This window comes from Streptomyces sp. NPDC002884, assembly GCF_040295245.1.
Classification (GTDB): domain Bacteria; phylum Actinomycetota; class Actinomycetes; order Streptomycetales; family Streptomycetaceae; genus Streptomyces.
The window spans coordinates 14,838-40,410 of sequence record NZ_JBEOVB010000034.1 but is presented as its reverse complement, the minus strand read 5'-3'; the positions used below and the strand labels follow the sequence as shown (position 1 = coordinate 40,410).

The window sequence follows — 25,573 nt, the reverse complement described above, 5'->3', positions numbered from 1 at the left end:
AGGGAGCCCGCGTGCGGGACGTCGTCGTTCGAAGCGGATCACCCGATGGCGATCAGCCTTTAGTTGTCAGCCTGTCGTTGTCAGCCGGTCGTGACGGCGGTGTCGTCCACGACGAAGCTGGTCTGGAGCGAGGAGTCCTCGACGCCCGAGAACTTCAGCGCCACGGTGGAGCCCGCGAAGGACCCGAGGCTGAAGGACTTCTGGACGTAGCCGGTGGCGGCGTTGAGGTTGGAGTAGGTGGCCAGTGTGGTCGTCCCGGCGGTGACCGTCAGCTTGTCGTACTGGGTGCTGGTGGTGGTCTCGGCCGTGTCGACGTGCAGGTAGAAGGTGAACGTGGTGTTGGTGCAGCCGCTCGGGATCGTCACCGACTGCGTCAGCGTGTCGGTGTGGGTCGACCCGTAGCCGTCGAGCCAGGCCTTGTAGGAGCCGGTCCGGGCCGCCTGGCTGCTGGAGTTGGTGATCACTCCGCTGCTCGCCGTCCAGGTGGTGTTGCCCGACTCGAAGCCCGCGTTGCCCAGCAGCTGCGTGGCGGTGCAGGACCCGCCGCCGCCGGAGGTGCTGACCGTCCAGGTGAAGGCCGCCGTACCGGTCGCGCCGGTGCTGTCGGTCACCGTGACGGTGGTGCTGGAGGAGCCGGCCGTGGTCGGCGTACCGGAGATCAGACCGGTCGAGCTGCTGATCGACAGGCCGGCCGGCAGACCGGTCGCTGCGTACGTCAGCGAGCCGCTGTTGCTGCTGCTGGCGGCGATCTGCAGGCTCACCGCGGTGCCGACCGTGGCGGACTGGCTGCCCGGGTTCGTCACCGTGACGCCTGTCGTCGGAACCGTGATGTGGCTGCCGACGTTGATGCCGGCGAAGGCGTTGCCCACTCCGGCGTACTGGACGGAGCTGGCGCCGTAGAGCGCCGAGGCGGCGTTCAGCGCGGCGGTGCGGGCCTGGGCGTAGGTGGTGCTGGACGTCATGTACGTCGTCAGCGCCTTGTACCAGATCTGCAGGGCCGCGGCCCGGCCGATGCCGGCGACGGCGACGCCGTCCGAGGTCGTGCTGGTGTAGGAGGTGCCGTTGATGACCTTGGTGCCGCTGCCCTCGGAGAGCAGGTAGAACATGTGGTTCGCCGGGCCCGAGGAGTAGTGGACGTCCAGGTTGCCGACGCCGGAGTACCAGCTGTCCGCGGAGCCGCCGTCCTTGGAGGGCTTGTCCATGTAACGCAGCGGCGTGCCGTCGCCGTTGATGTCGATCTTCTCGCCGATGAGGTAGTCACCGACGTCGGAGGAGTTGGCCGCGTAGAACTCCACGCCCGTGCCGAAGATGTCGGAGGTGGCCTCGTTCAGGCCGCCCGACTCCCCGGTGTAGTTCAGGTTCGCGGTGTTGGAGGTGACGCCGTGCGTCATCTCGTGGCCCGCGACGTCCAGCGAGGTCAGCGCGTGGGTGCTGCTGGTGCCGTCGCCGTAGGTCATGCAGAAGCAGTCGTCGTCCCAGAAGGCGTTGACGTACGCCGTGCTGTAGTGGACGCGGGAGTAGGCGGCGACGCCGTCGTTCTTGATGCCGCTGCGGCCGAAGGTGTTCTTGTAGAAGTCCCACGTCACCTGGGCGCCGTAGTGGGCGTCGACGCCTGCGGTCTGGGTGTTGGAGCCGGAGCCGGTGCCCCAGGTGTCGTCGGCGTCCGTCATCAGGGTGCCGGTGCCGGACGTGGCGTTGTTGAGGCTGTACGTCTTGTGCGTGCCGCGCGTGGTGTCGTTCAGCTGGTACGTCGAGCCGGACAGCGTGGTGCCGATGGTGACGGTTCCGCTGTACTGGCTGTTGCCGGTGCCGGTCTGGACGCCCTCGAACTGGGAGAGCTTCGCGCCGGTGGCGGCGTCCGTGATGACGTGCAGCTTGCTCGGCGTGCCGTCGTCCTGGAGACCGCTCACCACGGTCTCCCAGGCGAGCTTGGGCGTGCCCTCGCCGGCCCAGATCACCTTGCGCGCGCTCTGGGCGGCGGGGTCCTGCGCGTCGAGCGCCTTGGCCGCCGTCAGGGCCTTGGACTCGGCGGCCGCCTTGCTGTACGTGGCGGTCGTGGACTTGACCGAGACGGTACGGCGGTTGTTGTTGAAGGTCGTGCTCACCGTGCCGGCGGCCAGCGAGGCCGGGGCCGTGTGCACGACGAGGTCGCCGCCGAGGACGGGCAGACCGGCGAAGGTGCGCTCGTAACGCGTGTGCAGGGTGCCGTCGTTGTCCTTCACGACGTCCTTGACGACCAGCTTCTCCTGGGCGCCGAGGCCGAGGGAGGCGGCCGTGTCCGTCGTCTTCGCCTCGGCGCTCTTGATCAGCGTCGTGCGCTGGGCGGGTGTGAGGTCGGCGGGCAGGCCACCGGCGCGCACGGGGCTGGGGTGGGGGGCTGCGGGCAGCGCGGTCGCCGGAACCGTCTGGACACCGAGGGCCACGAGTGCGGCGGTGGAGAGCAGGGCCGCTCCGACCGTGGTCCGCTTGCGGGGGTTGGGTCTCACTCGTTCTCCTACTGCGGCGGCCGTGGGGAACGGCCGGTGACAGACCGGGCAGACGGGTGTGCTGTCCGGGACGAGCTGAGTTGTGCGGGACCGTGAGCATGGAAAGGCAACTTGCCGCTGGTGCGCGGTAGTTCGGTGGGAGAATGGCAGGCTTGACAGTGGCATGTCAGCCAAAGCCGGGCGCTTCAAGGGTTATCCCTCGGTGCCGGGCGGGAGCGGGGGCCGCACCCCCCGGCCTCACTGTGAGACACCTGTGCGTTCGCTGTACCGGCGACCGAGGGGCGGTCGGGCCGGTGCGCGCCGCCCCCGCCGTGGGACCATCGGCTGACGGACGAAGGGGGCTCTGCGAAGGCGGTGGGCGGACATGGCGGCCGGATGGGAATGGGACGAGACGTTGTTCGCGGGCACCGCCGCCCACTACCGGCGCGGGCGGCTCCCGTACGCCTCGGGGCTGGCGGACGTGCTCGCCGGGACTCTGCGTCTAGACGGACGAGGACGCCTCGTCGACATGGGATGCGGTCCGGGGATCCTCGCCCTGAGCATGGCCCATCTGTTCAGCGAGGTCGTCGGCGTGGACCCGGACCGGGAGATGATCGCCGAAGCGAGCCGTGCGGCCGCCGCGGGAGGAGTGGCCCACAAGGCCCGCTGGGTGCGGGCCCGGGCCGAGGAACTGCCCGCAGGTCTGGGCGAGTTCACCGTCGCCACCTTCGGCCAGTCCTTCCACTGGATGGATCGCGAGCGGGTGGCGGCGATCACCTGGGGGATGCTGCGGCCCGGCGGGGCGCTGGTGCATGTCTCGGACCTCAAGACCGAGACGCTCAGCGTCGACGGCCTTCCCCATCCGGCGGTGCCCGGTGCGGCGATCGAGGAACTGATCAGGGACTACCTCGGGCCGGTGCGACGAGCCGGCCGGGGCGTGCTGCCCCAGGGCACGCCCGACGGCGAGGCCGCGGTGCTCGCCCGGGCCGGATTCTCCGGTCCGCGGCGCCGTGTGGTGCCCGGCGGACAGCCGCTCGAGCGCACGGTCGACGACGTCGTGGCGGGGGTGTTCTCGATGTCCTTCTCGGCTCCGCATCTGTTCGGCACGCGCCGCGACGACTTCGAGGCGGACCTGCGTCGACTGCTGCGGGAGGCCTCCGCGTCGGACCGGTTCTCCGAACGCCGGCCGAGCACCGAGATCTTCGTCTGGGGAAGGGGTCCCTCGCTACGGTGACTTCCGCTCAACTCCCCTGATTTTCCCTGCCCTTCACCGTGTTCCTTGATCTCCTCGGATCCTTCCCGCCGCCCGGGCGGCCCAGGTACGATCGCGCCCTGGCGAGGGGGTTGAATTCATGAACAATGCAGCGATCGGTGGCGGGTTGAGACCGCTGGGGCCCGACGACCCGCGAGAGGTGGCCGGTTACCGGCTGCTCGCCAGGATCGGCGAGGGCGGCATGGGTTCCGTCTACCTCTCCCGCACACGCGGCAACCAGCCGGTCGCCCTGAAGGTGATCCGCCGGGAGTACGCCCAGGACGCGGAGTTCCGTCGCCGCTTCGAGCAGGAGGCGACCTCCGCCCGGCGCGTGCAGGGCTACCACATCGTCCCCGTCGTCGACCACGACACCACCGGGCCCCAGCCCTGGCTGGCCACCGCCTACGTCCCCGGCCTCGCCCTGGACCAGATCCTCGCCGGGCACGGGACGCTTCCGCTGCCCACGGTGTTCCAGCTGACCGGCTGCGCGGCGGAGGCACTGCACGCCGTGCACAAGGCCGGTGTGATCCACCGGGACCTGAAGCCGAGCAACGTCCTCATCGGCTCCGACGGGCCGTGGATCATCGACTTCGGCATCGCGCGGGCCGCCGACGCCACCCAGCTCACCCGCAGTGGCGGGCTCATCGGCACCCCGCAGTTCATGTCGCCGGAGCACGCGGGCGGCCAGGACCTCACTCCGGCGACCGACGTCTTCTCGCTCGGCCTGATCGCCGCCGTGGCGGCGACCGGCCGCCATCCCTACGGCGACTTCGGAGCCATCACCCTGGCCACCAGGATCGCCAACACCGAGTTCCGCCCGCCGGATCTGACGGCCTACCCCGAACCGCTGCGCGCGCTCCTCGAACGCACCCTGACGGCCGACCCGGCCGCCCGCCCCACGCCTCCCGAACTGGCCGCGCTGTGCCAGGAGTCGAGCGAACGCCCGCTGCGTGACTTCACCGGCTGGCTGCCCGCCCCGGTCGCGACGGACATCGCCGACCGGGAGCGACTCGCCCGCGAGCAGGCCCGGACCGAGCCCGGCCCCGAGCCCGGCCCCGAGCCCGGCCCCGGACCCGTTCCCGCGAGCGGCCCCATGGACGCGGCAGGCGCGGCGACGCCGCCGCCGCCCGGTTCCGCGGCGCCCGGCGGATACACGCCGACCCATGTCCCCCGGCCCACCGGGCCGCCGTCCCAGCCGCCACAGCCGTCCCATCCGCCACAGCCGCCCACCGTCGCCTCCTCCCACGGAGCACCTGCACCGCTCTTCTCCGGGCCGCCCACGACCCCGCCCCCCACCTCGTCCGGCGCCTCGGCTCCCGCCGCGGCGGGGGCCCGCAGACGGACCCTGCTCACCGTCGGCGCCGCCGCGCTGGCCGTGGTGATCGTCGCCGGGGCCGCGTGGGCCCTCACCCGCGAGGACGACAAGGACGACAAGGCGAAGGGCAGCGGCGGACAGACCACCTCGGCGCCCCCCGTCACGTCACAGGCCCCCACCGACACCGCGTCCGCCGCGGCCGGGTCGCCCGCCGAGAGCCCGGCGCCGAGCGGTTACACGGAGATCTTCAAGGACAAGGCGCTCACCCTGCGCGCCCAGTTCACCTCGGGTCGCAGCTCGTACACCAACGTCGACCTGGACGCACCGGCGATCGACCCGCACGCGAGCAGCTCGACCGCGGGAGCCGAGCTCCAGTACGCGGAGTGGGGCAGCACCCATCCCCTGCGCTTCGTGACGACCACGGGGAAGAGCGCGGGCACCACCCCCGAGGAGTGCGCCGAGGGCGCCGCGACGAACACGCTGCCCGCCGAGCTCGCCGACGACAGCCAGGCCCAGGAGCTGACCAAGGGCACCATGCTGTGCACCGTCACCGGCGAGAACAACCTGGCGATGCTGGAGATCAAGGACGTCGTCGCCCGGGAGGACGCGGAGGGCTACAAGGGGCGCGACTACGTCCTCGCGCTGACCCTGTGGAAGGCGAACTGAACCGGCCTTGACGGTGACGGGACCTCCCGCCCCGGTGTTCACGCGAACTTGACCGTCGACTCTCAGGAAACGCTTGCTTTCACCACTCCCCTACTTGTAGACAATCCTCCACGAACAGTCGTCACTCTGGGGGGAGTTGATGATGGAAGGCACGATAGACGGCTTCCGGTACGGGGTGGTGACTCCGGTGGCGGCCTTTGTGATGGCCTGCCTGGGCGGAGCTCTGGGGCTGCGCTGCATCGTCCGGACACTGCTCAACGGCGGCTCGTGGAAGCCGGGTTGGCTGGCGCTGGGGGCCGCGTCGATCGGCTGTGGCATCTGGACGATGCACTTCATCGCCATGATCGGCTTCCAGGTGGAGGAGACACGGATCGGCTATCACGTCGGTCTGACCGTGCTCAGCCTCGCCGTCGCTGTCGTCGTGGTCGGCGTCGGCGTGTTCATCGTGGGTTACCGGGGCGCCGGCCGGGGGTCGTTGTCGCTCGCGGGGGCCGTCACGGGCGTCGGGGTCGCCGCCATGCACTATCTGGGCATGGCGGCGTTGCAGCTCAACGGCGACATCGAGTACGCCCCGCGCACGGTGGCGCTCTCGGTGCTGATCGCCGTGGTGGCCGCGACCGCCGCCCTGTGGGCGGCCGTCACGATCCGCGGGTTCCTGACGAGTCTGGGCGCCAGCCTGGTGATGGGCGTCGCCGTGTCCGGGATGCACTACACGGCGATGGCCGCGGTCAGCGTCCATGTGCACGGCGCGGCCTCCTCGTGGGCCGGCGACAGCCCCACCTCCCTGCTGCTGCCGATGCTGATCGGGCCGGTGATCTTCCTGCTGATGGCCGGGGTGGTGGTGATGTTCGATCCGCTGCTCGTGCTCGGCGACGGCGAGTGGAACCGGGCCGCCCGGGCGGGGCGGGCCGGTACGGCGGAGGAGGCGGTCAGCCCGCCTGCCGCCCGTCGGTCGTGGAGCGGTGGGTGAGGGGCTCGCGCAGGCCCAGGTGTTCGCGGAGCGTCCGGCCGGTGTACTCGGTGGGGTAGACACCGCGTTCCTGGAGTTCCGGGACGAGCAGGTCGACGATGTCGTCCAGGCCGTCCGGAATGAGGTACGGCGTCACGTTGAAGCCGTCGACGGCACCGTGCCGCACCCAGTGGGCGAACCGGTCGGCGAGTCCGGCGGGCGTTCCGACGTGCCCGCGCTGCGGTCCGAGGGCGATGACGGCCTCGCGCAGCGACCAGCCGTGCGCCTCCGCCTTCTCCCGCCACTCGGCGACCACCTTGCGCGGGTCGGCGACACGCCGGGCGCCGAAGGAGCCGTCGTTCTCGGCGACGACCGGGTCCTCCTTGGGCAGCGGCCCGTCGGCGTCGCGGTCCGAGAGGTCGAGGCCCCACAGCAGGCCGGCCACCCCCAACGCCGTTGCCGGTGTGACCTGTTGAAGGCGGATCCAGTGCTTCTTCTCCAGCGCCTCCGCCTCCGTCGCCCCGATGATGATCTCCGTGCCGGGGAGGATGCGCAGGTCGTCCTCGGGCCGGCCGACGGCGAGCAGCCGCCGCCGGAGGTCCTCGGCGAACGCGAGCGCGTCGTCGAAGTCGCTGCCGTGCGCGGAGAAGACGACATCGGCGTTGCGGGCGGCGAAGTCGCGCCCCTCGCCGGAGTCCCCGGCCTGGAAGATCACCGGGTGGCCCTGGCCGCTGCGGGGCAGGGTGGGCACGAGGTCGACGTCGAACTGCGCTCCCCGGTGCCGGACCCGGCCCACGGCGCCCGGCGCCGCCCAGGCGGGGGCGTCCGCCGAGCCGGAGGCGGCCCCGTCGGCCCAGCCGTCCCACAGGGCGCGGGCCACGGTGAGGAACTCCTCGGCGCGCCGGTAGCGGTCGGCGTGGTCGAGATAGCCGCCGCGCCGGAAGTTGGCCCCGGTCCAGGCGTTGTCGGTGGTCACCACGTTCCAGCCGGCGCGGCCCTCGGACAGCAGGTCGAGGCCGGAGAGCCGGCGGGCGAGGTCGGCGGGTTCGTTGAAGGTGGTGTTGGAGGTGCTGACCAGGCCGATCCGGTCGGTGACGGCGGCCAGCGCGGCGAGCTGGGTGATGGCGTCGGGCCGTCCGGCGACGTCGAGTTCGTGGATCAGTCCGTCGACCTCGCGCAGCCGCAGCCCCTCTCCCAGGAAGAACGCGTCGAACAGGCCCCGCTCGGCGGTCCGGGCGACCCGCCGGAAGTTCGCGGGGTCGATCTGGGAGCCGCTGGCCGGGTCGGACCAGATGGTCCAGTGGTTGACACCCTGGAAGAAGACGCCGAAGTGCAGCTGGGCGTCCGGCCGGGGGACGTCGAGGGGGTCGGTGCGGGTCATCGGGTCTCCTGAAGGGCCTCGAGGTCCGGGCCGGCGGCGTAGCGGTTGGCGGGGCGTTCCAGGCCCAGGTGGCTGCGCAGGGACGCGCCGGGCAGCGGGCGCACGGCGAGGCGCCGCTCGAAGAGGTGGGGCAGGACGAGCCGGGACAGTTCCGGCAGATCCTCGTCGAGCACGAGCGGGTGCAGGCGCACTCCGTCCACGACGCCCCGCAACCGGCTGAGCAGGACGGCGAGTCCGGAGGCCGAGCCGATGTGGCGCAGCCGTCCCCGGTCGGTCCAGGGCGCGTGCTGTTCGAGGTCGGCGACGCGTTCCTCGGCGGTGGCATGGGCCGTGTCGAGGGCGACCTCGATCTCGGCGAAGGTGCGCGGTGTCCCGGCGCCGGCGGCGGCCGCGGCGACCGCGGCGAGGTCGCGGCCCTCGACGAGGGCGACGTCGAGCCGCTCGGCGGGGACGCGGCCGGTCCGGCCGAGGACGACGAGCTGCCCCTGGGGCGGGCGCGGCACGATGGCCGGTCCCTTCACCGCGTAGGTGTCGCCGGTGAAGTCGACGTAGTGCAGCCGGTCGCGGTCGAGGTAGCGGCTGGTGGCGACGGAGCGGACGACCGCGTCGTCCTCCCAGGAGTCCCACAGGGCGCGGACGACCTCGACCCCGTCGCGGGACTCCCGGGCGCGGGCGGCCTCGCCGTCGACGTGCGGGCGGCCCCAGACCCGGGCGGCCTCGGGGTGTTCCTCCTCGCCCACCACCCAGCCGCCGCGCCCGACCGAGATGTGGTCGAGGGACGCCAACTGGCTGGAGACGTGGAAGGGTTCGGCGTACGTGAGCGGCACGACGGGCGCGATACCGACGACGCTGGTCGACGCGGCGAGGAACGCGGCCCGCTCCACCGCCCCGATGCGGCCGGCGACGTCGGGGGCACCGCCGGGCGGCAGCGCGCCGTCCTCCAGGGTGATCAGGGTGAACCCGGAGTTCTCCGCGGCGGCGGCGACGCGGGCCACCCGGCGGGGGGTGAGCAGATGGTCGGGCGAGTGGGCGGCGCGGCGCCAGGCCACGGGATGTGCGCCGTCACCGTCGAGTTCGACGGCGAGCCGCAGGGCGGGACCGGACAAAGGGAGTTCCTTCCGGGGCACGACGAGTCGACCGGCCCGACGGGCCGGCGGGGTCAGCGGCGTGCGGAAGGACAGACGGCGGAGGCGGTACGGCAGTAGTCGACATGCCGTCGGGTGATCAGCCGCGTGCCCGTGCCGACACCGTGCGGTGTCGTGCCAGGTGCGCGCATCGGGGCCTCCGCCCTTCGTGACAGATCGCTTCAACCTACGTGGTCGGCCCCGGAAAGTGTCAAGGGCATTAGATGCCGGTGCATGAAGCCGGCCCGGGTGGACTCCTGCCGCACTGTGGATCATTGCTACGGTGCACCGGTGTCTGACTCCTCACGCGATACCGCCGAAGGCGCCGGCTGGGTCGGCGCCGACCGAGGCGCCTACCGGCAGCTCATGCCGGACCGGACCGAGAAGATCTCGTGGCTCGATCCCAGGATGCTGTGGGCGGCCCGCAACGGCGTGCTGGCGTCGTGGTTCGGAGACCCGACGGGCCGTACCCGCAGCCGCCTGGTGGCGCAGCGGGCGGCGGGCGGCGCGCCCGAGGACAAGGTGATCCGGCGCACGGACCCGGACACCTTCTCCTTCATGGTCATCGGTGACACGGGTGAGGGCGACGACCCCCAGTACGCCGTCGTGCCAGGGTTTCTGAGGGCAGGTCAGGGCACGTCCTTCGCCGTGCTCGCCAGTGACGTCATCTATCCGGTCGGCAGTGCCGACGACTACGGCACCAAGTTCTTCCGCCCGTACCGGGACTACCCGGCGCCCATCTACGCGATACCGGGCAACCACGACTGGTACGAGGACCTGGGCGCGTTCATGCGGGTCTTCTGCGGCGACGCCCCGCCCCTGCCCGCCGAGCCCTCGCCCCGCTTCCTCAGCCGCGCCCGGCTGCGCTCGCTGCTGTGGCACCGGCCGCGGGCGCACGACGGTCAACGTCTGGCCGAGGCACGTGCGTTGAGGTCCTCGGTCGGCCAGCGGGCGGTGCAGCCCGGGCCGTACTGGGCGATCGACGCCGGCCCCGTGCGCATCATCGGCATCGACACCGGGCTGCTGGGCACGCTCGACGCCGAACAGGGCGCGTGGCTGCGCGCGGTGTCGCAGGGCCCGCGCCCCAAGATCCTCGTCACCGGCTCGCCCCTCTACGTCGACGGCGAGCACCACCCGTGTCCCATCGAGGGCGGCGGCACCGTCGACGACATCGTCAGCGCGTCCGAGCACCACTATGTGGCGGCGATCGGCGGCGACATCCACAACTACCAGCGCTACCCGGTGCGTCTGGCGGACGGGCGGACGCTGCAGTACGTGGTCTCGGGCGGCGGGGGCGCCTTCATGCACGCCACGCACACCATCCCCCGGGTGTCCGTCGCCGGCGTCACCGAAGAGGACTTCCGCTGCTATCCGCTGCGCGGCGACTCCCTCGCCTTCTACAGCCGGCTCTACGGGCGCCGGCTGCGGCTGCGCCGCTTCTTCGCCCTGACCGAGGCCGAGGGCCAGGCGGTGGTCGCCGAACGGCTGGGCATCCCGCCGACCCGTACGCCGGGCCCGGAGGTCAGGGTGACCCGGCGGATCCGTCTGCTGGCCGGTCTGCTGGGCACCGGGAGCCGTCCGGAGCGCCGCAAGCGGTTCCGGCTGCCGGTGCGCAAGATCTACACCCAGCTCTTCTCGCCGAGCTCGGTGACGTACAGCCCGCCGTTCTTCAAGTGCTTCCTGCGGCTGGACGTCACACCGGAGTCGGTCCGGCTGCGCTGCTTCGCGGCCACCGGGAACCGCGCCCAGGAACTGAACCCGCCGGTCGAGGACGAGGTCACGATCCCGCTCGGCTGAGACCGCCTGCGACAATCGGCGCAGAACACCTGTACGGCCGTACACGCCGTCGAACCATGGAGGAGTCCCCGTGCCGTCGACCTCACGCCCCTTGCGCAAGCTGGGCTTCCTCACCATCGGGCTGTTCGACGCGGACGATCCGGGCCGGGGGCACGAGACCACGCTGGAGATCATCGAGCTGGGTGAGCGGCTCGGTTTCGACAGCGCGTGGGTACGTCACCGGCACCTCCAGTACGGCATCTCCTCCCCCGTCGCCGTCCTGGCGGCCGCCTCGCAGCGCACCCGGCGTATCGAGCTCGGCACCGCGGTCATCCCGCTGGGCTGGGAGAACCCGCTGCGCCTCGCGGAGGATCTGGCCACCGTCGACATCCTCTCCGGGGGCCGGCTCAACCCGGGGGTGAGCGTCGGCCCGCCGATGCACTACGAGCAGGTCAAGGAGGCGCTGTACCCGGACACCTCCGAGGCGGAGGACTTCGGCTACGAGCGCGCGCGGCGGCTGCTGGACCTGGTGCGCGGCAAGTCCGCCACCGACTTCAGCGGGGTCGAGGGCTTCGAGGTGTTCTCCGACCGGGTGCAGCCGCACTCCCCCGGTCTCGGCCGCCGCCTGTGGTACGGCGGGGGCAGCCTGAGTTCGGCTCGGTGGGCCGGTGAGCACGGCATGAACTTCCTCACCTCCAGCGTCGTCAAGGCCGAAGGCCCGGACGACGCCAGGGACTTCGCCGAGATCCAGCTCTCCCACGTCCAGGCCTTCCGCGCCGCCCACCCCGACGGCGAGGCGGCCCGTGTCTCCCAGGGGCTCGTGGTCATCCCCACCGACTCCGCCTCGCCCGAACAGCGTGCGAGGTACGAGGAGTTCGCGGCGAAGCGGCTCCCCCGTACGACCTCGCCGCAGGGCCCGGCCCGGCTGCTGTTCGCCCCGGACCTGGTGGGCACCTCGGAGGAGATCGCCGAACGCCTGCACGCCCACGCCGCGTTCCGCGAGATCGACGAGGTCGCCTTCGCCCTGCCGTTCACCTTCGGGCACGAGGACTACGTACAGATCCTCACCGACATGGCGACGAAGCTGGGCCCGGCGCTGGGATGGCGGCCCGGCGCCGAAATCTGAGGGCGCTCACCAACGGCCCGGCTCGGTTCCCGTCACCGGCTCGGACGGCTTGCCGTCCACTCCGACGGGGACCTCGCCGGTGAGCATCACCCGGTGCATCGTGCGGGGGAAGCGCAGATGCGCGTTGTCGCTCGGCGCGAGGTGGATGGTGGCGCGGTTGTCCCAGAAGGCCACGCTGCCCGGTTCCCAGCGGAAGCGGACCGTGTACTCGGGGCGGGTCGCCTCCTCCAGCAGCATGTCCAGGACGGCCCGGCTCTCCGCGCGGGAGAGGTCGGTGATCTGCTCGACGTAGTAGCCGTTGACGTACAGCACGCGCTCCCCCGTCTCGGGGTGGACGCGTACCAGGGGGTGGACCGAGGCGACCTGGTGGTCGAGGAGATGACGGACGTACGCGTCGTCGCCGGGGCGGGGCTGGTAGCCGACGCCGAGCCGGTGCTCGGCGCGCAGCCCGGCCAGGAACTCCCGCAGGGGCGCGGAGAGTCCGGCGTAGGCGGCCGCCAGGTTGGACCAGGTGGTGTCGCCGCCGTAGGGCGGTACGGTCTCGGCGCGCAGGATCGTCGCGGCCGGCGGGTCGACGCGGGCGCCGTGGTCGCAGTGCCAGCCGCGCAGGAGGGTGGGCCGGCGGCGCCGGAGCCACTCCTCGTGCTCCATGTCGAACTTCCCGCCGAGTTCGAGGCGGTCGGCGGTCGTCTCGATCTCCGGGAAGTCCGCGGGCGAGGCGCCGCCGCGCCTGCGCAGGACGACGGGTTCGCCGAAGCGTCGCGCGAACGCCACATGTCCCGCGTGGTCGAGGCGCTGCCCGCGGAAGAACACCACCTTCCAGCGCAGCACCGCCGCCCTGACCACGGCGACCTGGGCGTCGTCGAGTCCCGCGGCCAGGTCGACGCCCTCGATCTCGGCGCCGATGTGTCCGGCGACCGGCTTCACCTCCACTCCGGCCGCCCGCGCGGCCTGCTCGGCCGTCGGGTCGTCGAAGGGGGTGGCCCGGCTGTCCGTCGTCATGCGTGCTCCGCTCGTCTTCGCTCGTCGTCCGTCACGGTTCCGGGAAGATCGTGACAGCGAATCGGCGGCCTGGCGACAGGGCGTCGCACACCCCGCGCCGGCGGCGGACGCCCCGCCCCGCGGCCTCCGGTTGATCGATCCCCGCCTCATCGGTGAGGCTGGTGGGACGACACGGACGACACTGCCGAGGAAAGGTCCCCTGGTGAGCAACATCCCGGAGTACACGCTCAACGACGGCACGAAGCTCCCGGCACTGGGTCTGGGCACCTGGCCGATGGACGACGCGGAGGCGGAGCGGTCGGTCGCGGAGGCGCTCGGACTGGGCTACCGGCTCGTCGACACGGCGACGAACTACCGCAACGAGACCGGGGTCGGGCGGGGCGTGGCCCGGGGCGGGGTGCCGCGGGAGGAGCTCGTGGTGGCCACGAAACTGCCCGGCCGCCACCACGGCTACGAGGAGACCCTCGCCTCCTTCGAGGAGTCCCGGCAGCGGCTCGGCCTCGAGTACGTGGACCTCTACCTGATCCACTGGCCGCTTCCCCGGGTCGACAGGTTCGTCGACTCCTGGCGCGCCATGATCAAGCTCCGCGAGGACGGTCTGGTCCGGTCCATCGGCGTCTCCAACTTCACCGCCGCGCACATCGAGCGGCTGGAGAAGGAGACCGGTGTGCTGCCGTCCGTCAACCAGATCGAGCTGCACCCGCTCTTCCCGCAGGACGAGTTGCGCGCCTTCCACGAGGCCAAGGGGGTCCGCACGGAGAGCTGGAGTCCGCTGGGCCGCGGTTCGGCGCTCCTGGAGGACCCGGCCGTCGTCTCCGTCGCCGAGTCGCTGGGCGTGACGCCCGGTCAGGTCGTCCTGCGCTGGCATCACCAGCTCGGCGCGGTCCCCATCCCGAAGTCGTCCAGCCCCGAGCGGCAGCGCGCCAACCTCGACGTCTTCGGCTTCGAACTCGGTCCGGCGCAGCTGGCGGCGATCGCGGAGCGGCCGCACCGGCGGCTGGGCGGCGACCCCGAGGTGCACGAGGAGTTCTGAGCGCGGACGGCACGGTCCGGCCCTCGGCGCCGCGCCCCCGGGCGGCACCGTCCCGGAGTGATCACCCGGGCTCCAGCGACTGCTCCGCCCAGATCGTCTTGCCCCGGTCCGTCTGCCTGCTGCCCCAGCGCTGGGTGAGCTGCGCGACCAGCAGCAGACCGCGCCCGCCCTCATCGAAGGCGTGGGCGCGGCGCAGGTGCGGGGAGGTCGAACTGCCGTCGGAGACCTCGCAGATGAGGCTGCGGTCGCGGATCAGACGGAGCCGGATGGGGGGCGCGCCGTAGCGGATGGCGTTGGTGACGAGTTCGCTGACGACGAGCTCGGTGACGAAGGCGGCCTCCTCCAGGCCCCACGCGGTGAGTTGCGCGGTCGCCGCCTGGCGGGCGGCCGCGACGTGGGCGGGGTCCGGCTCGACGTCCCAGGTGGCGACCTGATCCGCGCCGAGCGCCCGGGTGCGGGCGAGCAGCAGGGCGACGTCGTCGCTGGGCTCTTCCGGCAGGACCGCCTTGAGCACGGTGTCGCACAGGGCGTCGAGGGTGGCGGCGGGTGCGGTCAGGGCGCTGCACAGCTCGCCGGTGGCGCGGTCGACGTCCCGGTCGCGGTCCTCGATCAGGCCGTCGGTGTAGAGGGCGACGACCGCGCCCTCGGGCAGTTCCAGTTCGACCGCCTCGAAGGGCAGTCCGCCGACTCCGAGCGGCGGGCCCGTCGTCATCCGGATCAGCTCCGCGCGGCCGTCGGGCAGCAGGAGGGCCGGCGCGGGATGGCCGGCGGCGGCGAGGGCGAGGTGGCGGCCGACCGGGTCGTAGACGGCGTACAGGCAGGTGGCGCCCAGTTCCGCGACCTCGTCGTCGACACTCTCCTGGTAGCCAGCGAGGTGGGTGACGAGGTCGTCGAGGTGGGTGAGCAGTTCGTCGGGCGGCAGATCCACGTCGGCGAGGGTGCGTACGGCCATGCAGAGCCGGCCCATGGTCGCCGTGGACGGGATGCCGTGTCCGACGACGTCGCCGACGACGAGGGCGACCCGGCTGCCGGAGAGCGGGATGACGTCGAACCAGTCCCCGCCGATGCCGGCCGTGGAGCCGCTGGGCAGATAGCGGTGCGCGACCTCGACGGCGGCCTGTCCGGGCAGTCCGCGGGGCAGCAGGCTGTGCTGGAGGGCGAGAGCGGTGGTGCGTTCGCGGGCGAAACGGCGGGCGTTGTCGATGCAGACGGCGGCCCGGCTGGCGAGTTCCTCGGCGAACACGGCGTCGTCGGCCTCGTAGTCGTCGGGATGGGCGATACGGACGCCGACCAGGACGCCCAGGGTGGTGCCCCGGGCCAGCAGGGGCACCGCGATCACCGAGTGGACCCCGCTGCGGAAGCGACGGCCCTCGGGAGCGCGCGCGTTGCGTTCGGCGAGCCAGCTCATGAAATCGGGCTCGCCCGCCTGGAGGCGGACGGCACGCCCCTGCCGCAGGGCGCGGGCGGGCGGGCTGAAGGGCGGATGGGCGTCGGTCCCCCCGAGGCGGACCGCCGCCTCGGGGGTGCCCTCGTGTCCGGAGCCGTGGGCGACGCGGCGCAGCACGATCTCGCCGTCGGGCACCGGGGGCGGTTCGTCCGCGCCCAGGACCCACTCCAGCAGGTCCACGCTGGCGAAGTCGGCGAACTGCGGCACGAGGAGCTCGATCACCTCCTCGGCGGTGCGCACCACGTCCAAGGTGGTGCCGATGGAGGCCGCCGCCTCGTTCAGCAGGGCGAGCCGCTGCCGGGCCCAGTACTGATCGCTGCTGTCGAAAGCCGCCAGGGCGACCCCGGTGACGGCTCCGGAGTCCTCGCGGACGGGCCACATCTCGATGCTCCAGGCGTGTTCCCGGTTGAGGGAGGGGGCTCCGGTGAAGCTCTCGTAGCGCACCGGGCGGCCGGTCTCGGCGACGTGGCGCAGATGCCGGTCGAAGCCCCGGCTGTGCTCGGCGTCCTCGACGGTCTCGGGAAAGTGGCGGCCGAGCAGGGCCTCCTCCGGTACGCCCATGACCTTGCACGCGGTCTCGTTCAGGCGGACGTAGTGCTGCCCGGGATCGAAGACGGACATCGACATGGAGGCCTGCTGGAAGGCTCGCCCCGCCAGCGTCGGTTCCGGGGCCGCGGGCCGCTGCGCGGTGAGGGTGAACCCGGTGGGGCGGGCGTCGGCGCCGAGCACCGGGCAGGCCGTCACGACGAGGGTGACGGGCCGGCCGTCGCGGTGGCGCACGACGACGGGGCCGGTCCACTCGCCGGCCGCGCCCCGGGGCAGGTCCTCGGCGAGCAGGTCGGCCACGGCCCGGCCCACGGCCTCCGCGGCCGGGTGGCCCGTCAGCAGACGGGCACCCTCGCTCCAGCCCGTCACGATGCCGTGGGCATCGATGACCGCCGCAGCGACGACATGCTCCATGTCGTCCAGAATGGGCCCTTTGTCCCGACGCATCAACCGCGACGGGCCGGCCGGGGCGCACGGCGCTCCCCGGCCCCCCGGCCTCCCCGGCCTCCCCGGCCTCCGAGGTCTTCCGGGTCCGCCCGGGCGTCCCGCTCCGGCGCTCAGCCGCCGTGGGCGCGCAGCGCGTCGAGGGCGCGGTCGGCGTGGGTGTTCATCCGCAGCTCGCTGCGGACGACCTCCAGGACGGTGCGGTCCTTCCCGATGACGAAGGTGACCCGCTTGGTGGGGGCGAGGGAGAAGCCGCGCTTCACGCCGAACCGTTCCCGTACCGCCCCGTCGGCGTCGGACAGCAGCGGCATGCCGAGCGAGTGCCGTCCGGCGAACTCCTGCTGGCGGTCGACGGTGTCCCCGCTGATCCCGACGGGCCGGGCGCCGACGGCGGCGAACTCGGCCGCCAGGTCACGGAAGTGGCAGGCCTCGGCGGTGCAGCCGGCGGTCAGGGCGGCGGGGTAGAAGAAGAGGACCACCGGCCCGTCGGCGAGCAGGTCGGTCAGGCTGCGCACCGTGCCGGTCTCGTCCGGCAGCGCGAAGTCCTCGACGACATCGCCGGTCTCCGGAGCCTTGGTCATGACCGTCCCTCCGTGATCTTCGCGGTGCCGGCGTTGTCGGCGACGTTGCGGGCCCACAGCACGAGCGGCACCTGCAACGGCAGCCGGGCCACGGCGGCGGCCTTGAGCGGGGTGGGGCGGTGCCGCCAGTCCCACGCCATCTTGACGTTGGCGGGGAAGACGCCGACGAAGAGTGCGGCCGTGGCCAGCGCGGCCGCCTTCCGGGTGCGCGGCAGGGCCACTCCCGCCGCCAGTACCAGCTCGGCGACGCCGCTGGCGTGCGTCCAGGCCCTGGGCGAGCCCGGCAGCGCGCGCGGGACGGTCGCGTCGAACGGGCGCGGGACGGCGAAATGCGCGATCCCGGCGGTGGCCAGCAGGCCCGCCAGCAGCAGGGGTGAACGTTCGGACCGGGGCACGGTTCCTCCTCTGATGACCTGGCGCCCGACATTACTGGAGGGTAGGCGGGGGTCCGGCGGCGGGGTCGCGGGGCGGGATGCGGGACGGCGCTCCCCAACCGGGCCGCGGCGCACCGCGGTTGCCGGTGGCTGAAGATAACCTGCCGGGATGACCGTCTATCTGCTGTGGCACATCGGGCACCGGAACGAAGCCGGTGAAGGCGGTGCGACCCTGCACCTGGACGGGGAGACGGTGCACGTCGACGAGGAGGACGGCGACGACGCCAAACTGCTCGGTGTCTACTCCACACCCGAGAAGGCGGCGGAGCGCCGGCGCCGGGCCCGGTCGCTGCCGGGTTTCGCCGACGAGCCGGACTGTTTCGTCATCGACGAGCACACCCTCGACGAGGACGAGTGGACCGGCGGTTTCGTGCGCGTCTAGGTCAGGTCCCGGGCCCGGCCGGGATACCGGCCGGGGGTGTACCCGTACGCCCTGCGGAACACGTCGATGAAGGCGCTGGCGGAGGACCAGCCGCAGCGGTGGGCGACCGTCGTGACGGGCATGCCGTCGGCCAGCAGACGCAGCGCGTGGTAGAGCCTGGACTGGGTGCGCCACTGGGGGAAGGTCATGCCGAACTCGCGGCGGAAGAGGCGGCTCAGGGTGCGTTCGCCGGTGCCGGTGGCCGCGCCGAGGGCGGCGAGGGTGCGCTGGTCGGACGGGTCCGCGTGGACCAGGGCGCAGACCTCGGCCAGCCGGGGGTCGGCCGGGGTGGGCAGCCGGGCCGGCTGCTGCGGGGAGGAACGCAGCTGGTCGCGCAGCACGGCGAGCAGACGGGCGCGCTCGGGGCTCATGTCGTCCGGCGCCCGGGTGTAGGCGAGGATCAGCTCCCGCAGCAGCGGGCTGACGGCGAGGACGGTCGGCGCGTCCAGGCCGAGCGGGTTGTCGTCGGCGGGCAGGCCCACCAGGTGCAGGTCGAGCCGGCCGTACGCCCGGTGCGCGTGCACGGTTCCGGCAGGCACCCACAGCGCGCGCGTGCCGGGTGCGAACCAGGTGCCGGCGTCGGTGGTGACGGCCAGGACACCGGAGCCCGCGTAGACGATCTGGTGGTCGTCGTGCCGGTGCGCGTCGATGCGCCGGCCCGCGGCCAGCGGCTGGACCCGGGTGGGCGCGGTCGGGGTATGGCGGATGTTCGTCACAAGCGGGCAGATTATCGGAAGCGCGACAACGACCCGGGCCGTGACGATCGCCGTGTGCCGAAAAACCGATCCATCACCCTGATGTCCCTGGGCCACGCCTGCGTGGACGTGTACCAGGGGGCCGTGGCCGCGCTGGTCCCCTTCTTCGTCGCCGAGCGCGCCTATTCCTACGCCGCTGCCTCGGGGATCGTCCTGGCGGCCTCCTTGCTGTCGTCGGTGGCGCAGCCGCTGTTCGGCGTGCTGACCGACCGGTGGGCGATGCCGTGGCTGCTGCCGCTCGCGGCGGCGGCCTCGGGTGCGGGGATCGCCGTCAGCGGGATCGGCGGCTCGTACCCGCTCACCCTGGCGGCGGTGGCCGTGTCCGGGATCGGGATCGCCGCCTACCACCCCGAGGCCGCGCGCGCGGCGCGGGCCGCCTCGGACGGCCGCCACACGGCGATGGGCTGGTTCGCGCTCGGCGGCAACCTCGGCTTCGCGCTCGCCCCGCCGCTGGTCGCGACCGTCGTCGCGACCTGGGGTCTGCGCGCCTCGCCGCTGCTGGGGCTGCCGGCCCTGGCGGGCGTGGCACTGTGCGTGGCCGCGATGCGCCCGGCGGCCGGCCGGGCCGGGTCCGTTCCGGCGACGGCCGAGGGGGCGGGCCGGGACGACTGGCCGTCGTTCCTGCGCCTGTCGGGCGCCGTGGTGTGCCGCTCGGTCGTCTTCGTCGGTCTGAGCACGTTCGGCCCCCTGTACGTCCGGGAGCGCGCCGGCGGCGGGGCGGTGGCGGGGACGGTCGCGCTGTGCGTGCTCTACGCGGGCGGCGCCCTGGGGACGCTGGCCGGGAGCCGGCTGGCCGAGCGCTGGGGAAGGATCCGGGTCGTACGGCACTCGTACGCCGTGACGGTGCTCGCGGTGGCCGGCGTGGTCCTGATTCCGGGCCCGCCCCTGTACCTGTTCGTCGCGCTCGCCTCGGCCGGGCTCTACGTGCCGTTCTCGCTGCATGTGACGCTGGGCCAGGACTGTCTGCCCCGGCGCGTGGGCACCGCGAGCGGCGTCACCCTCGGCCTGACGGTCAGCATCGGGGGCGCGGCCGCGCCGGCCCTGGGCGCGCTCGCGGACGCCACGTCCCTGCGGACGGGTCTGCTTCCCCTGCTGATACCGCCGGTGGTGGCCTGGTTCCTGCTGCGCGGGCTGCGTGAACCGGCCCCCGCCACCGCTTTGTCGGCCGTGACCGGCTCTCGTGTCTGAGGGTCAGGCGCGGGGGGCCGCCGCCGGCTGCTCGGTCTCGTCGTCCACGGCGTACGAGAGGAAGTCGTCGACCATCCGGTGGAACAGCGTGGCGAGCTGGCCCAGTTCCTCCGGGGACCAGTCGGCCAGCGCGAGCTGCATGCCCCGGGCGCCCGCGTCCCGGACCCGGCCGACGGCCCCGCGGCCGGCCTCGGTGAGCTGGATCCGCTGGGCCCGGCCGTCGTCGGGGTCGGGGACCCGGGTGACGTACCCGGACTTCTGGAGCTGCTGCACCGTGCGGGTCACATGGGAGGCCTCCACGCCGAGCCGCTGCGCCAGCTCCCCCGGCCGCAGCGGCTCGGAGTCGGCGACCTGCCGCAGCAGCGCCACGGCGGCGCGGTCCAGGGGGACACCGGCCAGCGTCATCAGCCGGTCGTGCTGGCGGGCGCGCGTGCTCAGGTAGGTGATGCGAGTGAGCGCGCGCTCGATCTCGATCACTTCCGGAGTCGCGACGGAGGGCAACGGGAGCGGTTCGGTGGACATGCGACCCACTTTACCATCTTGTTGCGTAACTCAAGTAAGTTACTGCGTACGTGTACCGCGACTACTGCGGACGGACGACACGCGTACGGCACCCCCGCCGTACCCGGCCCCCGGTATCCGGATGGTACGCGGTCACCCGTACCCGGCGGTATGCCCCGCTCGGATCCGGCCCGCGCCGCGCTCCCGAGCGGGACCATGCCCAGGGCGGCGATGCGGACGTCGGTCCAGTCGTGGCCACCGACGACCGCTCGGGCGATGTCGTCGTGGTCAACCGCACCGCCGCCACCGCCGCCACGGTGGTCGACCCGCGCAGGGGCGTCGTCGAGGAGACCGTCGCCACCGGCGCCAACCCCAACCACGTGGAGGTGGCCGACGGCGTCGCCTACGTGGTCGACAAGTCGGGCGCGGGCGCGAACGGCGAGGACCAGGTGACCGTGATCCGCCTCGGGCACTAGGCACGGCGGGGCCCCGGCAGGTTCGCACCGCCCGCCGGGGCCCTTCGGCCGTCGCCCGCATCGGACGGGGACGGGCACATGGCCGCCCCGGGCCGCGCCGCGCCCTCGTGACACCGCCCGCCTTCAGTCCTCGCCGCGCTCCTCTCCCAGCCAGTAGCCGTAGCCCCACCGGGTGTGGATCAGGGCGGTCGCCTCACGGTCCACCTTGCGCCGGAGCCGGGAGACGAGTTGCTCGATCGCGTTGGCGCCGCGGACGTCACCCCAGACGCACCGGCCGATCTGTTCCTTCGACAGCACCCGGTGCGCGTTGACCAGGAGGTGACGCAGCAGCCGGTACTCGGCGGGCGTGAGGCCGAGGTCGCGGGTGCCGCGGCGGGCTCTGCGGAGGGTGTCGTCGAGGACCAGGTCGCCGTAGCCGGGTGCGTCGTCCGGGTGACCGGGGGCGGCGCCGCGCAGCAGCAGCCGCATGCGGGTCAGCACCTCGGGCATCCGCAGCGGCTTGGTGACGTAGTCCTTCTCCCCCGGGCCGAGTTCGGGCAGGAGCCGGTCGAGGGAGTCGCAGGAGGCGAGGTACAGCACCGGTGGCCGGTGAGCGAGCACCGGGCGGCCCACCGCGTCGGCCCCGCTCAGCTCCGGCCGGGCGATGTCGACGAGCAGCAGATCGAACCGGTGGGCGCCGAGCCGGGCCAGCGCTTCGGCGGCCGTGCCGGTGAGGCCCACCCGGTAGCCGGCCGGCTCCAGGACGGCGGCGAGCAGTTCGGCGAGGTCCGGTTCTCCCGTGACGACCAGGATCGACCGGGCGGCGCCGCGGGCGGGTGACGGTCCCTCCCCCGGGGCGCCGTCCAGGGGCGGACCCGTTCGCGGGGAGTCCGGACGGGCCGCGAGTGCGGCGGTGGCGGCGGGGGCGGTGGCGGTGGCGCTCCCGGGGTCGCCGAGAACGACCCGGCCGTCGTCACCGTGGGGCGGTCGTCGTACCGGCATCGACAGCGTGCCCTTCGTCGACGGGATGGGCCAGGAAGGCGTCCACCAGGCGGTGGACCAGGTCGGCGAGCCGGCGCAGTTCGTCCGGCGACCAGTGCGCGAGGACCAGTTGCATACCGCGTGCGCCCGCGTCGCCCAGCCGCGCGACGGCGTCCTCGCCACGCGGGGTGAGACGGATGCGCCGGGCGCGGCTGTCGTCGGGATCGGCGACCCGGGTGACATAGCCGGCCTTCTGCAGCCGCTGTACCTGGCGGGTGACATGGGAGGCCTGGACGGCCAGCACCTGGGCGAGCTCTCCCGGCCGCAGGGGGTCGTGGTCGGCGATCTGGCGCAGCATCGCGACGGCGGCCCGGTCGAGCGGCACACCGGCCATGGCGACCAGCCGGTCGTGCTGCCGGGCCCGGGCACCCAGGTAGGCGACCCGGGTGAGGGCCCGCTCCATCTCGGCCGCCGCCGGCAAGGCGGGCGGCACCGCCGGCTGTGCGTGGGACATGATCTCACCCTGCCTTCCTCGTTGCCTGACTCAAGTAAATCACCTGGTTTGCTTGACTCAAGTAATCCAGATGTGTTTGCCTAACTCAAGCAATCCGGGAGGCCGCCTTGAGCGGAGGCGGCCTCCCGGCCGCCGAACCCGTGGGGACGGGGATCGGCGCGGTCCCCGGGCCCGGCAAGCCGGCACCCACCCCGCCCGGCGCCGGGCCCCGGGACGCTTCCCCTCCACGCACGCTCGGCCGCCCCGGCCGCTTCTTCCCCGGCCGAGCACGGCTCCACGACCACAGCTGCACGGCGTGGATCACCCGGGACGACAGACAGGACTCCTGCCATGAAGACCTCCGTACGAGCCGCGCTGGCCGGCGCGCTCGTGATCGGCCGGCCCGACGACTCCCCCGGCTCCGCGCCGCCCAGCGGCCCGTACGTGGCACTGGGCGACTCCTGCACAGCCGGTCCCGACATCCCGGACCAGGACGGCGGCCCCGCCGCCGCGCACCACCGGCTGCGGCGCCGAAATGGGCCTGGCCGCGGGCGACATCGCCTACCTCCACGACAAGGAGCAGCAGCTCAACACGATGCTGCGGGAGCGGGCCGGCAAGGCCGGGGCCGGCTGTGTCGACACCTGCACGCCCTCGGTGGGGCGCGACGCCTGCGCCGACCGTCGGGTGCGCTGGGTCGAACCGCTCGTACCGCGAGCCCCGGCCTCCTCCGTCCACCCCAACGAGCGCGGCGAGCGGGGCACGGCGGACGCCGTGCTCAAGGCCCTCGGCGTCTGACGTGCGCGGCCTCCCCGCGCCGACCCGCCGAGTGGGACGCGGTCCCCCCGGACGGCGTCGGGGCTTCCCCCGGCCCGGCAACACCTGTCTCCAGCAACCGAGTCACCCAGTGAGAAAGGCTCCCTCATGAGCACGATGAAGTCCGTCCGGACCGGCGGGGTCGGCACCATCGACGTCGTGGACGTCGAGCGTCCGGTGCCCGGTCCCAAGGACGCGCTCGTACGGATCCGCGCCTGCGGCATCTGTGGCACCGACGTCACCTTCCTGCACATGGGCGGCATGCCCGCCCGGGCCCACCTGGGCGGCGAGCTGATCCCGGTGGCGCTCGGCCACGAGCCGGCCGGTGAGGTCGTGGAGGTCGGCGCCGAGGTGGCCGGCCTGAAGGCGGGCGACCGGGTGGTCGTCAACCCGCAGGACGCGCCCACCGGCATCATCGGCTGCGGCGGGAGGTTCGGCGGGATGAGCGAGTACCTGCTGATCGAGAACGCCGAGGTCGGAAAGAGCGTCGCCGTCTTCCCCGACACCGTGCCGTTCGACGTGGCCTCGCTCAACGAACCGATGGCCGTGTCCCGGCACGCCGTCAACCGCTCCGAGGCGGGACCGGGCGACAAGGTCGTCGTGTTCGGCGCCGGTCCGATCGGTCTGGGCGCGGCGATCTGGCTGAAGCTGCGCGGTGTGGAGCACGTGGTGGTCGCGGACGTCATCCCCTCCCGGCTGGAGAAGGCGCTGGCCGTCGGGGCGGACGCCGTCATCCACTCGGCCGAGGAGGACGTGGCCGCGCGGCTCACCGAACTGCACGGGCAGAGCGCCAACGCCCTCGGCCAGCCCCGGCCGGGCACCGACATCTTCATCGACGCGGCCGGCGCCCCGGCGGTGTTCAACACCGTGGTGCAGTCGGCGAAGTGGCACGCGAAGCTGGTCATGGTGGCCGTGCAGAAGAAGGGCGAGATCGACCTCGGCGGCATGCTCCGCAGCGAGCTCACCCTCATCGCCTCCCAGGGCTACCCGACCGAGATCTTCGAGGTGACCCCGGAACTGGTCGAGCACCAGGAGCGGTTCGCCAGACTGATCAGCCACCGCGTCCCGTTCTCCGAGGCCGGCCGCGCCTTCGAACTGGCCCTGACCCCGGGCGCGGCGGAGAAGATCGTCGTCACGCTGGACGACTAGGAACTCCGCACGCGGGCCCGCCGGTCCGGGAATGCCCACCGGCCGGCGGCCCGCGTCCTTCTCCGTCACCGTCCCCCTCCCCCGCTTCTCTTCACGAGAGGAACGGCACTCCATGCGCGCGACCCTGCGACAGGCGGCACGGGCCACGGTCCACCTCCTCCTGGCCGCCGCCATGGCCTTCGGGTCGTACCTCTTCATCACCGTCCTGCTGATCGCCGCCACGGGCGCGGTCGCGGGGGTCGGGATCTGGCTGCTGCCCGAGACCGTGCTGCTGATCCGCCGGATCGCCGGGGCGAAACGGCGGTCGACGGCGTCCTGGACCGGCCGGGAGATACCGGAGGCGTACCGCACGGTCACCGGCCCGCTCCGCGAGCGGCTGCGGACGGCCGTCGGGGATCCCGGCACGCTCACCGACCTGCGCTGGCTGGGGGCGTACTACGTCTACGGCTGGCTGACGGTACTCGTGCTGCCGCTGTGGCCGGCCGGCCTCCTCGTCGACGGTGTGCGGCGCGGACTGGGCCGCGAGGCGCTGGTCCTGCCGTTGCTCGTCCGGCTCGCCGACCTGGAGGCGAGCTGGTCGGCCGCCCTGCTCAGGCCCTCCCCCGAGGCGCTGCTGGCCGGACGGGTCGAGCAGCTCACCGCGACCCGGGCGGACGCGGTCGCCGCGCACGGCGCCGAACTGCGCCGCATCGAACGGGACTTGCACGACGGCGCCCAGGCGCGGCTGGTCGCGCTGTCGATGCGGATCGGGCTGGCCCAGCGGGCGTACGGGGCGGACCCCGACACCGCGCGCAAGCTGCTGTCCGACGCGCAGGACCAGGCCGAGGAGGCCCTCACCGAACTGCGGCACGTCGTACGCGGCATCCATCCGCCGATCCTCACCGACCGGGGACTCGAAGGGGCCGTACGGGCATTGGCGGGCAGCAGCGGGCTGCTGGTGACCGTACGCACGGACGAGCTGCCCGACGGGCCCCGGGCGCCGGCCGCGGTGGAGTCCGCCGCCTACTTCGTGATCGCCGAGGCGCTGACCAACGCCGCCAAGCACAGCGGGTCGGACCGGGCCGAGGTCGTGCTGGCCCGCTCCCGGACCGGGCTGCGCGTGCGGATCCGCGACGAGGGGTGCGGCGGCGTCGACGAGAGCGCCGGCTCGGGGCTGCTGGGCATGCGGCGCCGGGTCGCCGCGCTCGACGGGACCGTGCGGGTGACCAGTCCGGCGGGCGGGCCGACGGTCATCGAGGTGGAACTGTCGTGCGTATGGTGAACGCCGAGCCCGGC

The 25,573-nt window shown here is 73.1% G+C and carries 23 protein-coding genes; 12 read left to right on the top strand and 11 right to left on the bottom strand.

Going from position 1 to position 25,573, the window contains the following annotated elements; translation table 11 throughout:
- Nucleotides 1–80 precede the first annotated feature (80 nt).
- On the bottom strand, nt 81–2,486 hold the full coding sequence (locus tag ABT070_RS38445; protein ID WP_351767561.1) for a M4 family metallopeptidase: 2,406 nt from the start codon (nt 2,484–2,486) through the stop codon (nt 81–83).
- A gap of 364 nt (nt 2,487–2,850) precedes the next feature.
- On the opposite strand from ABT070_RS38445, the gene ABT070_RS38440 reads away from it, so the two are divergent.
- The 3 genes from ABT070_RS38440 to ABT070_RS38430 all read left to right on the top strand — a co-directional run bounded on the left by ABT070_RS38440 (nt 2,851) and on the right by ABT070_RS38430 (nt 6,668).
- Complete coding sequence (locus tag ABT070_RS38440; protein WP_351767560.1) at nt 2,851–3,699, top strand: class I SAM-dependent methyltransferase; 849 nt, start codon at nt 2,851–2,853, stop codon at nt 3,697–3,699.
- Nucleotides 3,700–3,817: 118 nt separating this feature from the next.
- Nucleotides 3,818–5,698 carry a serine/threonine-protein kinase gene (locus ABT070_RS38435; RefSeq protein WP_351767559.1) on the top strand — a complete coding sequence of 627 codons (1,881 nt, stop codon included), beginning with the start codon at nt 3,818–3,820 and terminating at the stop codon, nt 5,696–5,698.
- A gap of 142 nt (nt 5,699–5,840) precedes the next feature.
- Entirely contained in the window at nt 5,841–6,668 is an 828-nt protein-coding gene (locus tag ABT070_RS38430) for an MHYT domain-containing protein (RefSeq protein ID WP_351767558.1), read from the top strand.
- Here the strand turns inward: ABT070_RS38430 and ABT070_RS38425 are convergent.
- Nucleotides 6,628–8,028, bottom strand: a complete 1,401-nt coding sequence (locus tag ABT070_RS38425; protein WP_351767557.1) for an NtaA/DmoA family FMN-dependent monooxygenase — start codon at nt 8,026–8,028, stop codon at nt 6,628–6,630. The genes ABT070_RS38430 and ABT070_RS38425 overlap by 41 nt on opposite strands.
- Entirely contained in the window at nt 8,025–9,134 is a 1,110-nt protein-coding gene (locus tag ABT070_RS38420) for an LLM class flavin-dependent oxidoreductase (protein ID WP_351767556.1), read from the bottom strand. Before ABT070_RS38420 ends, ABT070_RS38425 begins: the two co-directional genes overlap by 4 nt.
- Nucleotides 9,135–9,443: 309 nt before the next feature.
- Between ABT070_RS38420 and ABT070_RS38415 the strand changes: the two genes are divergently transcribed.
- Nucleotides 9,444–10,949 (top strand): metallophosphoesterase family protein, encoded by a 1,506-nt coding sequence (locus tag ABT070_RS38415; RefSeq protein ID WP_351767555.1) that lies wholly within the window; start codon nt 9,444–9,446, stop codon nt 10,947–10,949.
- 70 nt (nt 10,950–11,019) lie between these two features.
- Nucleotides 11,020–12,054 carry an LLM class flavin-dependent oxidoreductase gene (locus ABT070_RS38410; protein ID WP_351767554.1) on the top strand — a complete coding sequence of 345 codons (1,035 nt, stop codon included), beginning with the start codon at nt 11,020–11,022 and terminating at the stop codon, nt 12,052–12,054.
- Nucleotides 12,055–12,060: 6 nt separating this feature from the next.
- On the opposite strand, the gene ABT070_RS38405 is transcribed toward ABT070_RS38410, so the two are convergent.
- Nucleotides 12,061–13,056, bottom strand: a complete 996-nt coding sequence (locus ABT070_RS38405; protein ID WP_351767553.1) for a TauD/TfdA dioxygenase family protein — start codon at nt 13,054–13,056, stop codon at nt 12,061–12,063.
- Nucleotides 13,057–13,258: 202 nt separating this feature from the next.
- On the opposite strand from ABT070_RS38405, the gene ABT070_RS38400 reads away from it, so the two are divergent.
- Nucleotides 13,259–14,089 (top strand): aldo/keto reductase, encoded by an 831-nt coding sequence (locus ABT070_RS38400; protein WP_351767552.1) that lies wholly within the window; start codon nt 13,259–13,261, stop codon nt 14,087–14,089.
- Nucleotides 14,090–14,150: 61 nt separating this feature from the next.
- Here the strand turns inward: ABT070_RS38400 and ABT070_RS38395 are convergent, their stop codons facing one another.
- The 3 genes from ABT070_RS38395 to ABT070_RS38385 all read right to left on the bottom strand — a co-directional run bounded on the left by ABT070_RS38395 (nt 14,151) and on the right by ABT070_RS38385 (nt 17,502).
- A complete protein-coding gene (locus tag ABT070_RS38395; RefSeq protein ID WP_351767551.1) occupies nt 14,151–16,496 on the bottom strand; it encodes a SpoIIE family protein phosphatase in 2,346 nt (781 codons plus the stop codon).
- A 143-nt stretch (nt 16,497–16,639) separates the two neighbouring features.
- Nucleotides 16,640–17,107, bottom strand: a complete 468-nt coding sequence (locus ABT070_RS38390) for a peroxiredoxin (protein ID WP_351767550.1) — start codon at nt 17,105–17,107, stop codon at nt 16,640–16,642.
- A complete protein-coding gene (locus ABT070_RS38385; RefSeq protein WP_351767549.1) occupies nt 17,104–17,502 on the bottom strand; it encodes a DoxX family protein in 399 nt (132 codons plus the stop codon). Before ABT070_RS38385 ends, ABT070_RS38390 begins: the two co-directional genes overlap by 4 nt.
- Nucleotides 17,503–17,650: 148 nt before the next feature.
- Between ABT070_RS38385 and ABT070_RS38380 the strand changes: the two genes are divergently transcribed.
- Entirely contained in the window at nt 17,651–17,923 is a 273-nt protein-coding gene (locus ABT070_RS38380; RefSeq protein WP_351767548.1) for a DUF7336 domain-containing protein, read from the top strand.
- Here the strand turns inward: ABT070_RS38380 and ABT070_RS38375 are convergent.
- The gene (locus ABT070_RS38375; RefSeq protein ID WP_351767547.1) at nt 17,920–18,678 is read right to left on the bottom strand and encodes an AraC family transcriptional regulator; all 759 of its coding nucleotides are present in this window, start codon (nt 18,676–18,678) and stop codon (nt 17,920–17,922) included. The genes ABT070_RS38380 and ABT070_RS38375 overlap by 4 nt on opposite strands.
- Nucleotides 18,679–18,759: 81 nt before the next feature.
- Here ABT070_RS38375 and ABT070_RS38370 point away from each other — a divergent pair, with 81 nt between their 5' ends.
- Entirely contained in the window at nt 18,760–19,905 is a 1,146-nt protein-coding gene (locus ABT070_RS38370; protein WP_351767600.1) for an MFS transporter, read from the top strand.
- A gap of 3 nt (nt 19,906–19,908) precedes the next feature.
- Here ABT070_RS38370 and ABT070_RS38365 read toward each other — a convergent pair whose 3' ends face one another.
- Nucleotides 19,909–20,427, bottom strand: coding sequence for a MarR family winged helix-turn-helix transcriptional regulator (locus ABT070_RS38365; RefSeq protein WP_351767546.1), 519 nt, complete (start codon nt 20,425–20,427; stop codon nt 19,909–19,911).
- A gap of 230 nt (nt 20,428–20,657) precedes the next feature.
- On the opposite strand from ABT070_RS38365, the gene ABT070_RS38360 reads away from it, so the two are divergent.
- Complete coding sequence (locus tag ABT070_RS38360; protein WP_351767545.1) at nt 20,658–20,882, top strand: hypothetical protein; 225 nt, start codon at nt 20,658–20,660, stop codon at nt 20,880–20,882.
- 123 nt (nt 20,883–21,005) lie between these two features.
- On the opposite strand, the gene ABT070_RS38355 is transcribed toward ABT070_RS38360, so the two are convergent.
- Nucleotides 21,006–21,863 (bottom strand): response regulator transcription factor, encoded by an 858-nt coding sequence (locus tag ABT070_RS38355; RefSeq protein ID WP_351767544.1) that lies wholly within the window; start codon nt 21,861–21,863, stop codon nt 21,006–21,008.
- Complete coding sequence (locus ABT070_RS38350) at nt 21,835–22,356, bottom strand: MarR family winged helix-turn-helix transcriptional regulator (protein ID WP_351767543.1); 522 nt, start codon at nt 22,354–22,356, stop codon at nt 21,835–21,837. Before ABT070_RS38350 ends, ABT070_RS38355 begins: the two co-directional genes overlap by 29 nt.
- Nucleotides 22,357–22,870: 514 nt before the next feature.
- Between ABT070_RS38350 and ABT070_RS38345 the strand changes: the two genes are divergently transcribed.
- The 3 genes from ABT070_RS38345 (at nt 22,871) to ABT070_RS38335 (ending at nt 25,559) form a co-directional block, all read left to right on the top strand.
- On the top strand, nt 22,871–23,131 hold the full coding sequence (locus ABT070_RS38345) for an SGNH/GDSL hydrolase family protein (protein WP_351767542.1): 261 nt from the start codon (nt 22,871–22,873) through the stop codon (nt 23,129–23,131).
- A 126-nt stretch (nt 23,132–23,257) separates the two neighbouring features.
- Nucleotides 23,258–24,298 (top strand): zinc-dependent alcohol dehydrogenase, encoded by a 1,041-nt coding sequence (locus ABT070_RS38340; protein ID WP_351767541.1) that lies wholly within the window; start codon nt 23,258–23,260, stop codon nt 24,296–24,298.
- A gap of 112 nt (nt 24,299–24,410) precedes the next feature.
- Nucleotides 24,411–25,559: a sensor histidine kinase gene (locus ABT070_RS38335; protein ID WP_351767540.1), complete on the top strand. Its 1,149-nt coding sequence runs from the start codon at nt 24,411–24,413 to the stop codon at nt 25,557–25,559.
- Nucleotides 25,560–25,573 lie beyond the last annotated feature (14 nt).

Excerpts from the sequence above, each read along its gene's own strand:
- ABT070_RS38440 (WP_351767560.1), top strand. The coding sequence starts at position 2,851 with ATGGCGGCCGGATGGGAATGGGACGAGACGTTGTTCGCGGGCACCGCC.
- ABT070_RS38435 (WP_351767559.1), top strand. The coding sequence starts at position 3,818 with ATGAACAATGCAGCGATCGGTGGCGGGTTGAGACCGCTGGGGCCCGAC.
- ABT070_RS38430 (WP_351767558.1), top strand. The coding sequence starts at position 5,841 with ATGGAAGGCACGATAGACGGCTTCCGGTACGGGGTGGTGACTCCGGTG.
- ABT070_RS38425 (WP_351767557.1), bottom strand. The coding sequence starts at position 8,028 with ATGACCCGCACCGACCCCCTCGACGTCCCCCGGCCGGACGCCCAGCTG.
- ABT070_RS38405 (WP_351767553.1), bottom strand. The coding sequence starts at position 13,056 with ATGACGACGGACAGCCGGGCCACCCCCTTCGACGACCCGACGGCCGAG.
- ABT070_RS38395 (WP_351767551.1), bottom strand. The coding sequence starts at position 16,496 with ATGGAGCATGTCGTCGCTGCGGCGGTCATCGATGCCCACGGCATCGTG.
- ABT070_RS38390 (WP_351767550.1), bottom strand. The coding sequence starts at position 17,107 with ATGACCAAGGCTCCGGAGACCGGCGATGTCGTCGAGGACTTCGCGCTG.
- ABT070_RS38380 (WP_351767548.1), top strand. The coding sequence starts at position 17,651 with ATGACCGTCTATCTGCTGTGGCACATCGGGCACCGGAACGAAGCCGGT.
- ABT070_RS38370 (WP_351767600.1), top strand. The coding sequence starts at position 18,760 with ATGTCCCTGGGCCACGCCTGCGTGGACGTGTACCAGGGGGCCGTGGCC.
- ABT070_RS38365 (WP_351767546.1), bottom strand. The coding sequence starts at position 20,427 with ATGTCCACCGAACCGCTCCCGTTGCCCTCCGTCGCGACTCCGGAAGTG.
- ABT070_RS38355 (WP_351767544.1), bottom strand. The coding sequence starts at position 21,863 with ATGCCGGTACGACGACCGCCCCACGGTGACGACGGCCGGGTCGTTCTC.
- ABT070_RS38350 (WP_351767543.1), bottom strand. The coding sequence starts at position 22,356 with ATGTCCCACGCACAGCCGGCGGTGCCGCCCGCCTTGCCGGCGGCGGCC.
- ABT070_RS38345 (WP_351767542.1), top strand. The coding sequence starts at position 22,871 with ATGGGCCTGGCCGCGGGCGACATCGCCTACCTCCACGACAAGGAGCAG.
- ABT070_RS38340 (WP_351767541.1), top strand. The coding sequence starts at position 23,258 with ATGAGCACGATGAAGTCCGTCCGGACCGGCGGGGTCGGCACCATCGAC.
- ABT070_RS38335 (WP_351767540.1), top strand. The coding sequence starts at position 24,411 with ATGCGCGCGACCCTGCGACAGGCGGCACGGGCCACGGTCCACCTCCTC.